Genomic DNA, 13,043 nt, shown 5'->3' on the forward strand with positions numbered 1-13,043 from the left:
AATGCAGAGTCGATTCTAGGCAGGTCCTGAACGGGCCATATCGCTGATTACGCGGGGGTTTACCGGGCAATTGCCGTACTTGCCACGCAGAACTGACAAGCCTGTCAGCAAGCGGGTTTCCGGCCGATCAAACTGGTCAGGCCATCATATCAGTCGTTCTCTTGTGGCGATAAGATTGGCAATTTTGCAAGTACCGGTGCTGAAGATGTACCGACCTGCGGTTCACTCTCGCGACGCTCCTGCCAGTCTCCCCCGAGAGCTTTGATGAGGAATACCGACACCAGCAGCCGTTGCCCCATCAATTGCGCCGCCTGGCGCTCGCTGTTGAGCAGGGACTGTTGCGCCGTGATCACATCGAGGTAGGGTGTGGCGCCGCCTTCGTAGCGGCTGGTGGCGATGTCCAGCACCCGGCGTGCACTGGCGATGGCCGATTGCGATTGCCGATAGGCACGGTCCAGGGCGGCGATGCCGGTGATGCCGTCTTCCACCTCCTGCATGGCGGTCAGCACGGTGCGTCGGTAACCGGCTACGGTGGCCTGGTAACCAGCCTTGCTGAAGTCCACGCCGGCGCGCAGGCGGCCGGCGTCGAACAGGCTTTGCGAGGCCGATACCCCGAGCGACCACAGCACGCTGGGGGCATTGAAGAGCGCGCCCCAGTTGCGACTGTCCACGCCATACGAGGGCTGCAGCATGAAGCTGGGATAGTAGGCCGCGCTGGCCACGCCGATCTGGGCATTGGCGGCGGCCATGGCGCGCTCGGCCGAGGCGACGTCGGGGCGACGTTCCAGCACATCCGAGGGCACGCCCAGCGGGATCGCCGGCAAGGCGATCGGCGCCAGCGAGGGGGCGATCGCGAATCCCGGCGCGGGGGTACCGGTCAGGGTGGCGATGGCGTGCTCGTACTGGGCGCGCTGGCGGCCCAGCAGGTCGACCTGGGTCAGCGTGGTATCCAGCAGGGCCTGTTGCTGGGCTACGTCCAGTCCGGAAGTGGCACCCAGGTCGTGCCGCGACGTGGCCAGATCCAGCGCCTTGCGCTGCAGCTCGATGGCGCGCCGGACCACGTCCAGTTCGATATCCAGTTCACGCAGGTTGAAATAATTGCTGGCCAGGTCGGCGCTGATCAGGAGGCGGGTGTTTTCGAGATCGGCAGCCGATTGCTGGAGGGCGGCACCGGCCGCTTCCACCGAGCGTCGTACACGGCCGAAGAAATCCAGTTCGTAACTGACCGTCAAGCCCAGCGCGAAATCGTTTTGTACGGTCGCGTAATTGGGCGAATTGTAGTTGGTCAGCGGCCGGTTGGCCGAGATGCGCGCACGCGCCGCACGGCTGCTGATGCCGACCTGCGGCGCCTGCGCGGCCCCGCTCACATCCAGCTGGGCGCGCGCCTGGGCCAGCCGCGCCGTGGCAATCGCCAACGTCTGGTTGCCGGCCAGCGCCTGCTGTTGCAGGGCGTTGAGCTGGACATCGCCGAAGCGCTCCCACCAGGGACCGCGCGCTACCTCGTCCTGCGGCTGCATGCTGCGCCAGGGAGCTTCCGGCGTCCAGGCGGCGGGCATGTCCAGCGTCGGCTTGACGTAGTCGGGGCCGCTGGCGCAGGCAGTGAGCACCAGGGCGCAGGTCAGCATGACCAGTACGACCGGCGGACGGCGCAGCGTCATGATGCGGCCTTCTTCGCTGGGGCGGGCTGCTCCAGGGTGGGCTCGACCTGGTCACCTTCAGAGAGCGAATCGGAGGGATTGAGGATCAGTTTTTCCTTGCCGCTCAAACCCTCCAGCACTTCCACGGTGAGCCCGAAGTTGCGCCCCAGCCTGACCTTCTTGAGCTGTACCTTGTTCTGCTCATCGACGGCCGCCACCAACGACCCGTCGCGCCGGAACATCAGCGTATCGGCCGCGACCAGCAAGGCACCGCTGGGTTTCAGGGGCAGTGCCACCTGCACGAAGGCACCGGGCAGCAAGGCGTTGTCGGCATTGGCCAGGGTCACCTCGATCTGCATGGAACGGGTGGCCGTATCGATGGACCCTGCGGTGCGCGCCACCTTGCCTTCGAACTTGCGGCCGCGCAGTTCGGACTGGGTGACCGTGACCTGCTGGCCGGGCTTGACCAGGTTGGCATAGGACTGCGGCACGTTGACATAGACCCGCAACGGATCGGTCTGCGAGAGCACGAACAGCGAGCGCCCGGCGCCCGGATCGATCAGGTCGCCCACGTCCACGTTGCGGCGCGTGATGATGCCCGAGAACGGTGCCACGATGCGCTTGAAGCCTTCCACCTGGCGCAGCCGTTCGACGTTGGCGTCCGCTGCCGCCAGGTTGGAGCTGGCCTGGGCGAAGGCGCTGCGGCGTTCATCCAGTTCCTGCTGCGAGACCGCATCCTTCTTGCGCAGGGCTTCCCAGCGGGCCATCGAGCTCTTGGCCAGTTCCATGCTGGAGGCGGCCTGCTGGCGCGCGGCCAGGGCCTGCGAGAGTTGCTGGTCGATTTCCGGGGTATCCAGTTCGGCCAGCAGGTCGCCCTTCTTGACCTCGGCGCCGATGTCCTTGTACCAGCGCTTGAGGTAGCCGCCGGAACGCGCCGAGATGGGGGACTGCACAAAGCCCTGCAAGGTCCCGGGCAAGGCCAGGGTCTGGCCGTCGGCGCTGCTGCGCGCCTCGGTCACGCGCACGAAGACCTTGGCACGCTCGGCGGTGCCGGCTTCCAGGGCGCGCGCGTTGGCCGTGCGGCTGATGATGGTACGCGCCGCGCCTGCGGCCAGCAGGATCAGCACCACCACCAGCACCAGCCGGGCGCGCTTCATCATCTGCTGGCGCTGTTGCGGCTCGCCCTCGGAAAGGGGGTGGATGCCGAGTTCGGAATGACGGTCATGCGACATGGTTCAAGACTCCTGATGCGCGGGCCCGGCCACGGGATGGCGGCGCTTGTCGGCGCGGCGGGCCAGTCTCTGATGCACGCCGGCAAACACCACCGGCACGAAAAACAAGGTCGATACGGTGGCCAGCATGAGCCCACCGATCACGGCACGCCCCAGTGGCGCGTTCTGTTCGGCACCCTCGCCCAGGCCCAGGGCCATGGGGATCATGCCGATGATCATGGCCAGCGCCGTCATCAGCACCGGGCGGATACGGGTGGAGCCGGCTTCCAGCGCGGCGGCCAGCGGGGTGGCGCCCTCTTCCCGGCGCTGCCGCGCAAAGGCCACGATCAGGATACTGTTGGCGGTGGCCACGCCCATGGTCATGATGGCGCCGGTCAGGGCCGGCACCGAGAGCGTGGTGCCGGTGATGAAGAGCATCCAGGCGATGCCGGCCAGTGCGGCAGGCAGCGCGGCGATGATGATGGCGGCATCGATCCACGACTGGAAGTTGACCACCACCAGCAGGTACACCAGCACGATGGCCATGGCCAGGCCGACGCCCAGGCCGATGAAGGATGACTGCATGGTTTCCACCTGGCCGCGGATCACCACCTGGCTGCCACGGGCCAGCCTGGGCTTGATCTCTTCCACCAGGGCCGTCACCTTGCTGGCCACGCTGGCCAGGTCAGTGCCCTGCACGCTGACATAGACATCGATGGCCGGCGAGATGTTATAGCGCGAGGCCACCGCCATCTGGCGTCCGGCATGCACATCGACCAGGTTGCCCAGCAGTTGCGGCGGGGTGGTGGCATTGGCGCCAGCCCCGACCGGGATATTGAGCAGGGAATCGAGCGAATCGACCTGGTATTGCGGGGACTGCACCGCAATGCTGTAGACCACACCGTTATTGGGATTGAGCCAGAAGGCCGGCTGCGTCTGCGAACTGCCGGACAGGGCGATCAGGAGGTTCTGGCCGACATTGGAGGCCGACAGGCCGAACTGCTGCAGGCGCGTGCGATCCATGCGCAGGTCCAGGGACGGACCGTCCAGTCGCTGGTGCACGTGGGCATCCACCGCGCCGGGAATCTGTTTGATCTTGCGCGTCAGCTCGGCCGCCAGCCGTGCATTGGCTTCCATGTTGGGGCCGGTGAATTGCACGTCGATGGCGGCAGGCAGGCCGAAGTTCAGGATCTGGGTGACGATGTCGGCCGGCTGGAAGAAGAACTCGATGCCGGGGAAGCGGCGCGGCAATTGCTCGCGCAGCATGGCCACCAGTTCCTCGGTGGGCCGGTGGCCTTCCTTCAGGGCCATCAGGATTTCGCCATCGAGGGTGCCAATGGTGCCGGCATTGCTGTAGGACAGGTTGATACCGGAATTGGGGACGCCCAGGTTGTCGAGGATGGTCTCCAGTTCGGAGGCCGGAATGAGGCTGCGGATGACGCGCTCGACCTCGTCGGCGGCACGGGCGGTTTCCTCAATGCGGGTGCCGGTGGGCATGCGCATGTGCAGGCGGATCTGGCCGCCATCCACGTTGGGGAAGAAGTCGCGGCCGAGGAAGGGATACAACAGGCAGGAGAGCAGGCAGAACCCCAGGAAGCCCAGCGCGAAGCGGCGCCGGTGCGCCAGCAGCGAGGACAGCACCAGCGTATAGCCGTGGCGCACCCGCTCGAAGCGGTTGTCGAAGGCGCGGTACAGGCGCTGCAGCAGGCTGGCCTTGGCGCTTTCGACCTGGCCGTGGCTGCCCATGAGCAGCATCACCAGCGTCGGCACCAGGGTGCGCGAGAGGATGTAGGACGCGGCCATGGCAAAAACCACCGCTTCGGCCAGCGGCACGAACAGGAAGCGCGCCACGCCGGAGAGGAAGAACATCGGCACGAACACGATGCAGATGCACAGCGTGGCGACGAAGGCCGGCACGCCGATCTCGCCGGCACCCACGGTGATGGCGTCGTGCAGCGGACGGCCCAGGTGCAGGTGGCGCTCGATGTTCTCGATGGTGACGATGGCCTGGTCCACCAGGATGCCCACCGAGAGCGCCAGGCCGCCCAGGGTCATCAGGTTCAGGGTTTCGCCCATGGCGGCCAGCAGCAGGATGGCGGCCATGATGGACAGCGGAATGGTCAGGCCGATGATGAGCGTGCTGCGCCAGTTGCCCAGGAACAGCAGCACCATGGCCGCCGTCAGGCCGGCGGCGATGAGCGCCTCGCTGATGACGCCGGTCACGGCGGCCTTCACGAACAGCGACTGGTCGAACAGCGGCGTGATCTTGAGGTCTTCAGGCAGGGTCTGGGCGGCGGTAGGCAGGAGCTTGCGCAGGTTGTCCACGATGTCCAGCGTAGAAGCGCCGCCGTTCTTGAGGATGGACAGCAGCACGCCGCGCGCGCCGTCCTGGCGCACCACGTTGGTCTGCGGCGAGAAGCCGTCGCGCACGTTGGCCACATCCTTGAGATAGATGGTGGCGCCGTTGGTGGTGCGCACCGGCAGCTCGTTGAGGCCAGCCACGGCTTCGGGCGAGCCGTTGATCTTGACCGAATATTCGGTGCCGCCGAACTTGGCCGTCCCGGAGGGCAAGATCAGGTTCTGCGTATTGATGGCGTTGACCACGTCGATGGGGGCCAGGCCACGCGACTGCAGGGCCTGGGTATCCAGGTCCACCGAGATCAACCGGCTCTTGCCGCCATAGGGATAAGGCACCGCCACGCCGGGAATGGTGACCAGTTGCGGACGCAGGGTCTGGACGGCAGCATCGAACACGGTTTGCTCGGGCAGCGTGGGCGAGGACAGCGCCAGTTGCATCACCGGGATGCTGGAGGCGGAATACTTGATCACCAACGGCGGCGTGATCCCCGGCGGCAGCTGGCGCACCTGGGTCTGCACCGATGCCACCACCTGGGCGATGGCGGTCTGGATATTGGCCTTGGGCTGGAAGAACACCTTGATCACCGATACCCCGGCCAGGGATTGCGACTCGATGTGTTCGATGTCGCTGACCACGGTGGTGAGTCCGCGCTCGTTCTGGGCGGCGATGCGCTGCCCCATCTCCTGCGCCGACAGGCCGTTGTAGTTCCAGATGATGGAGACCACCGGGATATTGATCTCGGGGAAGATGTCGGTGGCCATGTTCTTCAGCGTCAATGGCGTGGCCAGCACGATCAGCAAGGCCATCACGATGAAGGTGTACGGGCGGCGCAACGCCAGCGCGACCATGTTCATGAACTGCTATCCCTGTAAGGCGGGCAGGAACGACCGGGCAGCCTGCGTCATGCAGCCTGCCCATGCCATGAACCGGCGCCCCGTGCGGCCCCGGCCGTCCTCTCCTGCTGTGCTTTGTTCTATGTGGCGCAGGCTGGCGCTTTTCCCCGGTCGCCGGTCTGCGTTCCCTGAATCCGATGAGCTTGCCCGGGCCCGGTTTTATTCTTCGTGGGCCGTGCGGCGTGGGCTATTGTAGCGGCCTCGGAGCCGCCTTGCAGAAGGCTTTTCGACAAATCGCTTTCTGACAGAAATGTCAGCGAGCGGCTTCTCACCGGCTGCAAGCACAACCGGAAAAACGCCACATGTGGCGCCCGGCAGGAATGGCCCTGCTATGGCACACTGCCCTTCCTTCACCTTATCCCTGCACCCTCCCCTGCATCATGGAATTCCTGCGCCAGCGCATCGAAGCCAGTGTCCTCTCCATCAGCCGCGGCCCCGGCAGTGCCGACTTCCTGCAGCCGCCGGGCGATCCTGGCCTGTTCGGTCCGGACTCTGCAGCCTGGCAGGTCCACAGCGATTTCACGTCCATGTTGACCGGCGGCGTGGCGGCCCTGCTGCTGCAGATGTTGCATCCGCTACCACTGGCCGGAGTGTGGGATCACTCCAACTTCCAGGCCGACATGCTGGCGCGCCTGCGCGCGACTGCACAATTCATCGCCGGCACCACCTTCGGCAGTCGCGCCGACGCCGAGCGCCTCATCGAGCGGGTCAAGCGCATCCATCTCGTGGTCAAGGGGGTGGCGCCGGACGGACGTGCCTATTCCGCCAGCGACCCCGACCTGCTGACCTGGGTACACGTAGCCGAGGTGCATTGCTTCCTGCAGGCTTATCTGCGCTATCGTCGGCCGGACTTTCCGGCGGCGCGCCAGGACCAGTATTTCGACGAGATCGCCCGCGTGGCCGAGGCACTGGGCGCGCGCGAGGTCCCACGTTCACAGAGTGCGGTGGCAGGATACATCCAGGCGATGCGCCCCGAACTGCGCTGTGACGAACGCACCCGCAAGACCTTGCAACTGGTGTTGAATGCCCCCGCGCCGAACGCGCTGGCGCAACCATGGACGCGCCTGATGATGCGCGCCGGGGTGGACCTGCTGCCGCCCTGGGCGCAAGAGATGCTGGGGGTCACGCCGCGTCCGCCGTGGCGTCGGGAACTGCTGCGACGCTCGGTACTGGCGGCGGCACAGCCACTGCGCTGGGCGGTGCGCAACGGCTCCATCCATCTGGCGCGGCGGCGCATGGGCTTGCCGCCGTACGGCTGAAGGCCGCTCTTTCAGGGCTGACGGACGCTGCGCAGGTAGGCCAGGATGTCGTCGATCTGGCGGTCGCTGCCGATGCCCCAGAAACGCATCTTGTTGCCCGGCACCACCTCGCTGGGCGCCTTGAGGAAGGCGCGCAGCTTGTCCTCGGTCCAGACGAAGCCGGCACCGGCCATCGCCGGCGAATACTTGAAATCCGCGGTGGAACCGGCCTTGCGGCCGATCACGTTGCTCAGCTGCGGACCGAAGCCGGCGCGGGCCGAGGGTCCTACGGCGTGGCAGCTGGCGCACTTGGCGAAGGCGGCGCGCCCGGCCACCGCATCCCCTGCCGCCTGACCGGTCATCGGGATGAGGGTAATGGCGAAGGCGAGGGCCAGGCAGGGATTCGGGCGCATGGATATTCCGGGTTGAGACTGATGAGGCGGGACGCTACTGGATCACGAAATGGCTGGCTTCGAGGCCCGACTTCTGCAGGAAGGCGAACACCGAATCGGCCGTGGTGGTCTCGATTCTATCGCTGAAGCGCAGGGCGCTGGGATGATCATCAAAAGCGATGTTGGCCTTGAACATGCGTCCGCCCAAGCGCGTCAGCGGGCCGAGCTGCAAGGTATCGGGCGCATAGCCCTTGAACTTGAGCCAGGCCTGGGCCTGCTCGCGGGTACTGATCTGCGGCTCCAGCGCGGTCGCCAGCGTTTCGGTGACCCACTGGTTGGACTGCTGGTAACGGGTGGCCCATGGGTAGGCCAGCATGCTGTACTGCGGCTCATGCATGCGGGTCACCTGGGGACGGACGATGGCCGCGCGCAGCTTCTGCTGCACCTCCGGCTGCGGCACGGTCACGTAGGCCTCCAGCAGGAAGGGGCTGTCCATGAAGAACTGGCCCATGCCCTGCTCGTAGACGTTGCTCACGGCGGTGCCGCACTCGTTGAGCTTGTGCACCACGTACCAGTCCTGGCCATCGCGATAGGCGATGGCGATGTGGGAATAGCGTTGATGGTACTGGCTCAGGTCCTGGCCGATACGGCCGATGATGGCCACATCAGCACCGCTGGCATTGAGCCGCTCGACCGTCTTGACCGCCATCTCCAGTTGCTGGCGTACGGCGCTGGCCTCGGGAATGGTCTGCTCGCAGGACTGCCCGGCATGCGCCGCCAGCGGCAGGGTGATGGCCAGGGCCAGGCCGGCCAGCAGATGCTTGATGCGATGTTGCGAAGTTTGCATGATGGTCTCCCGGTATGTGCGGATCAGGACAGTTTCTCGTTCTTCAGCAGGGCCTTGCCCAGTGCATTGGGGATGATCGCCAGCACCTTGCCGGAGGCCACCATCAACGTGCCGGACGCGGTGGCCACGAAGCTCACCGATGCGCCCACGCCGACCGACGCCGCGCCGCTGACGTTGGCGCCCACCGTGATCGATCCACGGACGCCCTCTCCCACTTTTTCCAGCACATACACGGTCCCGTTGGCCGATCCCTCCACACCCTTGACCACATAACGGCCTGCTTCCGAAATGAATACGGCCGGGACGATCACCGAGACTGCCACCGAGGCGGTGGACGCATCACTGTTACGCGACTGGGCGTGTACCGGAGAGGCCAGCAGCGCGGCCACCAGGGCGCAGGACAGGGACAGACGTTGCAGGGAAAGGCTTTTCATGACGGGCTCCTTGTAGTTTGACTTTTGGGTAACTGCTGCCACGAAGGCGGGTCAGCGAGACGCAATGTAACAAGGTGTTGGAGCGCTGTTGAGCGTGTCATTCCGAAGCGCAATTCCTGTTTCATCAGGTATCGAAATACAATACCGGGCCAGAAAGAGTGAATAAACGGAGAACTCAGGAGGGATCACCATGGCCCAGGCGGAATCGCTGGTCAATGCATTGAAGAACCTGCTCAAGGCGCGCGGCATCACCTATGCGCAGCTGGCCAAGGGGCTGGCCCTGAGCGAAGCCAGCGTCAAGCGCATCTTTGCCGAACGCAGCTTCACGCTGGAGCGATTGGATCAGGTCTGTACGCTGCTGGGTATCCAGATCAGCGATCTGGCGCGCATGGTGGTGACCGAACAGCCGGTGCCGTCGCGCCTGACGGAAGAACAGGAAAAGAAACTGGTGGCCGATCCCAAGCTGCTGCTGGTGGCCGTGCATGCCTTACACCAGTGGACGCTGGAGGAAATCGTCTCGACGTTTGCCATGAGCACGGCCGAATGCATCCGCCTGTTGGCACAACTGGACAAGCTGGGCATTCTTGACCTGCTGCCCAATAATCGCATCCGGGTGCGTGTGGCGCAGGACTTCACCTGGCTGCCCGGCGGCCCGATCCAGCAGTATTTCCGCGCCCAGTTGCGCAACGATTTCTTCAATTCGCACTTCGACCAGCCGGGCGAAAAGATGATCATGGTCAGCGGCACCCTTTCCGAAGAGAGCAATGCCGCCGTCCAGCGGACCATGAACCGGCTCTCGGCAGACTTCCTCGCGGCGCACCACCAGGACCTGTCGCTGCCGCTGGAACGACGCACCGGCACTGCCATGATCGTGGCGCTCAGGCCCTGGTCGCCGGCGTATTTCCTGGAATTGCGTCGGGACGAGAAGCCATAGCGCGGACTACTCCGTCACCACCGCCGGCCTGCCACCCGGTGCATGATCGCGCCGCTCCGCCAGCCATCCCCACACCAGCAGCGCCAGCACGGCAATCCCGGTCAGCGCGGCAAACGCGGCGCCATAGCCGTAGTGCTTGGCGACCACACCGGCCAGGGCCGGGCTCAGCGCCGCGCCGACCGACTGGATGGTGGTGACCGCGCCCAGGCCGATGTTGATATGGCCGCTGCCCTGCAGGATGCGCGCTACCGAACCCGGCAAGGCCACGCCCAGCAGGCCGGCACCGACGCCATCGAGCATCTGCACCGGCAGCAGCGCCCAGGGCGAATCCCACACGCCGGCCACCAGGCCGCGCACCGGCAATGCCAGCAGGGCGATGGTGATTGGCAGCCAGTAGCCCTGGCGTTCAGCGAAGCGGCCAGTCAGGAGCGCGGTGGGAATCATCACCAGCTGCGCCACGATCACCGTGAGCGCGGTATAGAGCGCCGGATCGGCACCACCCCGCGCCACCACCGACTGGCTCAGCAGGGGCAACATCGCCGCATTACCGAGGTGGAACAGCATCATGGCCAGGGCCAGCAGCATCAGCGGCCGCGACGCGACCAGCACGCGCCAGGTGGAGACCTGCGGTGCCGCTGCAGCGCGTTCCGGGTCCAGCCCACGGGCGACGTCGTGATCGATATCCTGCGGGCGGATGCGCGACAGGCAGACCAGCGAAGCCAGCGCCATCACCGCCATCAGTACGAACACCGCCGGCAGGCCCCAGTAGTAACCGAGTGCGCCGGCCAGGGCCGCCGAGAAGACGTTGCCGGCATGGTTCCAGGCTTCGTTGCGCCCGAGCTGGGCGGGCAAACCCTGCTGGCCGACGATGCCCAGGGTGAGGCCTGCGATGGCCGGGCCGATGATGGCGCCAACGATGCCGGTGCCGACCTGGGAAATGGCGGTCAGCGTGAAACTGGGGGCCACCAGCAGCAGCAAGGAGCCGGCCACCACCAGCACCGACCCCAGCCCGACCACCAGGCGCTTGGCGCGCACCGCATCGGTGAGCGCGCCGGCCGGCGTGGTGGCGAGCATGCCGGCGATGCCGCCCAGCGTCATCACATAGCCGATGTCGTCGGCGGCCCAGCCCTGCCCCATCAAGAACACCCCGAGGAAAGGCCCGAGACCGTCGCGCACGTCGGCCAGGAAGAAGTTCAGCCTGGACAGCCAGGCGATGGAGCCGGCCTTGGAGTTCATCCTATCGGCCCCTTGAAGATGAAGAAGGCGCCCAGGCAGATGCAGCCAAACCCGACCAGATGGTTGATGGTGAACTGCTCACCCAGGTAGAGCACCGAGAAGATCGAGAACACCACCAGCGTGATCACCTCCTGCATGGTCTTGAGTTCGGCGGCGTTGTAGACGCTGTGGCCGATGCGATTGGCGGGGACGGCGAAGCAGTATTCGGCCAGGGCGATCATCCAGCTGACCAGGATCACCAGGTACAGGGGACGGTTCTCGAACTTGAGATGGCCGTACCAGGCAAAGGTCATGAAGACGTTGGAGATGATCAGGAAGACGATGGGAAGGACTTTGGGCGACATGTTTTTTGTTCTTTATGAAAATGGCGACAGAAAGAAAGGATGCGTAACGAAGCGAGGGAGCCATGGAACCATGGAGCGATGCTCCAGGGACCGCCCGTTACGCATCGGCTTGACGATCAGTACGACGGGGAAAACCGGCCATGCCTGCGCATGGCGGCTTCAGCGCACCCGGCTGTACAGGGGTTGCAGGCTGTCCGCACTGGCACCGACATCGATGGCCTCGATGGCGGTACCCATGCTGTTGCGGGTGCCCAAGCCATTGGCAGCAAACGACGCGCCGGGTTCCAGCGGCATGCGCACGCTGTCGGGGGCGAAGCGGGCGATGCTGCCGTCGTCGAGGATGACGCCATTGGCTTCGCCACGCGGACCGGTGAGGACCATGGCGATCTTGCCGCGCACCGTCAGCTGGCGCAGCTGCGCGGCGCGCAGGTGGGGCGGCAGCGGCGGGTTGGCGTCGAAGGCGGGCGGGCGATCGATCACGGTCTGGCCGGTGGCGAGATTGACGATGGCGTCGGCCTTGATGGTGCCGGCGTTGTTGGGACCGGCCCCCTCACTCTGGCCGAACACCCGTACCGACTGCCCCGGCTTGACCGCGCCTTGCAGCGTCTGCGACAGGTGCGGCGGGAACTTGACCAGGGTGCGCTCACCCACCAGCAGGCCATCGACCTCGCCATAGGGATTGATCAACAGGCGGCTGACGCGGCCTTCGGTAACCGGCGCCTGGGCCGTCAAGGCAGCTTCATAGGTGGCCGGCGGCGCAGGCGGCGCCATACCCGCAGCGGGGACCGGACCGGGCAAGGGTGCCGGCGGCGGTGGCAGCGCCTGGGCATGGGCAGGCAGCAGTGAAGTCAGCATGGCCACGGTCGATGCAGCGGCCAGGGACCGCAGCGAGGCTGATCGCAGAGATGAAAGCGGGGATGAAGAATGTTTCATGACAACTCCTTGAGGGGTGAGAGGTATTCCCTCTTTTGCAAACCCCGTGCCTGCCATGAATCCCTTTATATTCAATCACTTAGGAACTCACCCTTGCCAGCAGGTGTCCGTTTCCGTGACACTTCAGCGTCCGCAGGCGGACACTGTCCGCCGCCATCCCTCTTTTGCACAGGAGCCTGCCCATGTCCCTTCCCTCCCCCTCTCCTTACCTGACCCTGGCGGTCGCCATCGTCGCCGAAGTCATCGCCACCACCGCCCTCAAGTCTTCCGACGGGATGACCCGCGTGCTGCCGGCCCTGGTGGTGGTGCTCGGGTATGGCCTGTCCTTCTATTGCCTCTCGCTGACCTTGCGCAGCATGCCCACCAGCGTGGCCTATGCGATCTGGTCGGGGGTGGGGATCGTGCTGATCACGCTGGCGGCCTGGCTGATCCACCACCAGCGCCTGGACGGGCCGGCGGTGGCCGGGATCGCACTGATCGTGGCCGGGGTGCTGGTGATCAACATCTTTTCCGGCAGCGCCGGGCATTGAGGCAGTCAGGTAGCGGGTGACGGGATCCGGTCAGGATGTCCGAAAACACCACCAT

12 protein-coding genes are annotated in these 13,043 nt (G+C 65.6%); 3 read left to right on the top strand and 9 right to left on the bottom strand.

Going from position 1 to position 13,043, the window contains the following annotated elements; translation table 11 throughout:
* Positions 1–149: 149 nt before the first annotated feature.
* Genes I5R65_RS19655 through I5R65_RS19665 form a run of 3 tightly spaced genes read right to left on the bottom strand, consistent with a single transcriptional unit; the run spans position 150 to position 6,061 of the window.
* Complete coding sequence (locus I5R65_RS19655; RefSeq protein WP_180666783.1) at positions 150–1,658, bottom strand: efflux transporter outer membrane subunit; 1,509 nt, start codon at positions 1,656–1,658, stop codon at positions 150–152.
* Positions 1,655–2,869 (bottom strand): efflux RND transporter periplasmic adaptor subunit, encoded by a 1,215-nt coding sequence (locus I5R65_RS19660; RefSeq protein ID WP_180666785.1) that lies wholly within the window; start codon positions 2,867–2,869, stop codon positions 1,655–1,657. The genes I5R65_RS19655 and I5R65_RS19660 overlap by 4 nt, the downstream gene beginning before the upstream one ends.
* A 3-nt stretch (positions 2,870–2,872) precedes the next feature.
* Complete coding sequence (locus I5R65_RS19665; protein ID WP_180666787.1) at positions 2,873–6,061, bottom strand: efflux RND transporter permease subunit; 3,189 nt, start codon at positions 6,059–6,061, stop codon at positions 2,873–2,875.
* Between the two features lie 419 nt (positions 6,062–6,480).
* On the opposite strand from I5R65_RS19665, the gene I5R65_RS19670 reads away from it, so the two are divergent.
* A complete protein-coding gene (locus I5R65_RS19670) occupies positions 6,481–7,359 on the top strand; it encodes an oxygenase MpaB family protein (RefSeq protein ID WP_180666789.1) in 879 nt (292 codons plus the stop codon).
* 11 nt (positions 7,360–7,370) lie between these two features.
* On the opposite strand, the gene I5R65_RS19675 is transcribed toward I5R65_RS19670, so the two are convergent.
* The 3 genes from I5R65_RS19675 to I5R65_RS19685 are packed head-to-tail and all read right to left on the bottom strand — an operon-like array spanning position 7,371 to position 9,011.
* A complete protein-coding gene (locus I5R65_RS19675) occupies positions 7,371–7,751 on the bottom strand; it encodes a cytochrome c family protein (RefSeq protein WP_370460923.1) in 381 nt (126 codons plus the stop codon).
* Positions 7,752–7,785: 34 nt separating this feature from the next.
* Positions 7,786–8,577, bottom strand: a complete 792-nt coding sequence (locus I5R65_RS19680) for a DUF2145 domain-containing protein (protein WP_180666791.1) — start codon at positions 8,575–8,577, stop codon at positions 7,786–7,788.
* Between the two features lie 23 nt (positions 8,578–8,600).
* Complete coding sequence (locus tag I5R65_RS19685) at positions 8,601–9,011, bottom strand: hypothetical protein (RefSeq protein WP_180666793.1); 411 nt, start codon at positions 9,009–9,011, stop codon at positions 8,601–8,603.
* Between the two features lie 190 nt (positions 9,012–9,201).
* On the opposite strand from I5R65_RS19685, the gene I5R65_RS19690 reads away from it, so the two are divergent.
* Complete coding sequence (locus I5R65_RS19690) at positions 9,202–9,945, top strand: helix-turn-helix transcriptional regulator (protein ID WP_102662617.1); 744 nt, start codon at positions 9,202–9,204, stop codon at positions 9,943–9,945.
* 6 nt (positions 9,946–9,951) lie between these two features.
* Here the strand turns inward: I5R65_RS19690 and I5R65_RS19695 are convergent, their stop codons facing one another.
* The 3 genes from I5R65_RS19695 to I5R65_RS19705 form a co-directional block, all read right to left on the bottom strand.
* Positions 9,952–11,181: an MFS transporter gene (locus I5R65_RS19695; protein WP_180666795.1), complete on the bottom strand. Its 1,230-nt coding sequence runs from the start codon at positions 11,179–11,181 to the stop codon at positions 9,952–9,954.
* A complete protein-coding gene (locus tag I5R65_RS19700) occupies positions 11,178–11,525 on the bottom strand; it encodes a DMT family protein (protein WP_006461163.1) in 348 nt (115 codons plus the stop codon). The genes I5R65_RS19695 and I5R65_RS19700 overlap by 4 nt, the downstream gene beginning before the upstream one ends.
* A gap of 159 nt (positions 11,526–11,684) precedes the next feature.
* On the bottom strand, positions 11,685–12,380 hold the full coding sequence (locus I5R65_RS19705) for a hypothetical protein (RefSeq protein WP_231395259.1): 696 nt from the start codon (positions 12,378–12,380) through the stop codon (positions 11,685–11,687).
* 260 nt (positions 12,381–12,640) lie between these two features.
* On the opposite strand from I5R65_RS19705, the gene I5R65_RS19710 reads away from it, so the two are divergent.
* Positions 12,641–12,988: a multidrug efflux SMR transporter gene (locus I5R65_RS19710; protein WP_180666799.1), complete on the top strand. Its 348-nt coding sequence runs from the start codon at positions 12,641–12,643 to the stop codon at positions 12,986–12,988.
* The last annotated feature ends 55 nt before the right edge of the window (positions 12,989–13,043 follow it).

It is taken from the genome of Herbaspirillum sp. AP02, from assembly GCF_015767275.1.
Taxonomy (GTDB): Bacteria; Pseudomonadota; Gammaproteobacteria; order Burkholderiales; family Burkholderiaceae_D; genus Herbaspirillum.

Excerpts from the sequence above, each read along its gene's own strand:
- I5R65_RS19670 (WP_180666789.1), top strand. The coding sequence starts at position 6,481 with ATGGAATTCCTGCGCCAGCGCATCGAAGCCAGTGTCCTCTCCATCAGC.
- I5R65_RS19690 (WP_102662617.1), top strand. The coding sequence starts at position 9,202 with ATGGCCCAGGCGGAATCGCTGGTCAATGCATTGAAGAACCTGCTCAAG.
- I5R65_RS19675 (WP_370460923.1), bottom strand. The coding sequence starts at position 7,751 with ATGCGCCCGAATCCCTGCCTGGCCCTCGCCTTCGCCATTACCCTCATC.
- I5R65_RS19695 (WP_180666795.1), bottom strand. The coding sequence starts at position 11,181 with ATGAACTCCAAGGCCGGCTCCATCGCCTGGCTGTCCAGGCTGAACTTC.
- I5R65_RS19665 (WP_180666787.1), bottom strand. The coding sequence starts at position 6,061 with ATGAACATGGTCGCGCTGGCGTTGCGCCGCCCGTACACCTTCATCGTG.
- I5R65_RS19655 (WP_180666783.1), bottom strand. The coding sequence starts at position 1,658 with ATGACGCTGCGCCGTCCGCCGGTCGTACTGGTCATGCTGACCTGCGCC.
- I5R65_RS19710 (WP_180666799.1), top strand. The coding sequence starts at position 12,641 with ATGTCCCTTCCCTCCCCCTCTCCTTACCTGACCCTGGCGGTCGCCATC.
- I5R65_RS19700 (WP_006461163.1), bottom strand. The coding sequence starts at position 11,525 with ATGTCGCCCAAAGTCCTTCCCATCGTCTTCCTGATCATCTCCAACGTC.
- I5R65_RS19705 (WP_231395259.1), bottom strand. The coding sequence starts at position 12,380 with ATGCTGACTTCACTGCTGCCTGCCCATGCCCAGGCGCTGCCACCGCCG.
- I5R65_RS19680 (WP_180666791.1), bottom strand. The coding sequence starts at position 8,577 with ATGCAAACTTCGCAACATCGCATCAAGCATCTGCTGGCCGGCCTGGCC.
- I5R65_RS19685 (WP_180666793.1), bottom strand. The coding sequence starts at position 9,011 with ATGAAAAGCCTTTCCCTGCAACGTCTGTCCCTGTCCTGCGCCCTGGTG.
- I5R65_RS19660 (WP_180666785.1), bottom strand. The coding sequence starts at position 2,869 with ATGTCGCATGACCGTCATTCCGAACTCGGCATCCACCCCCTTTCCGAG.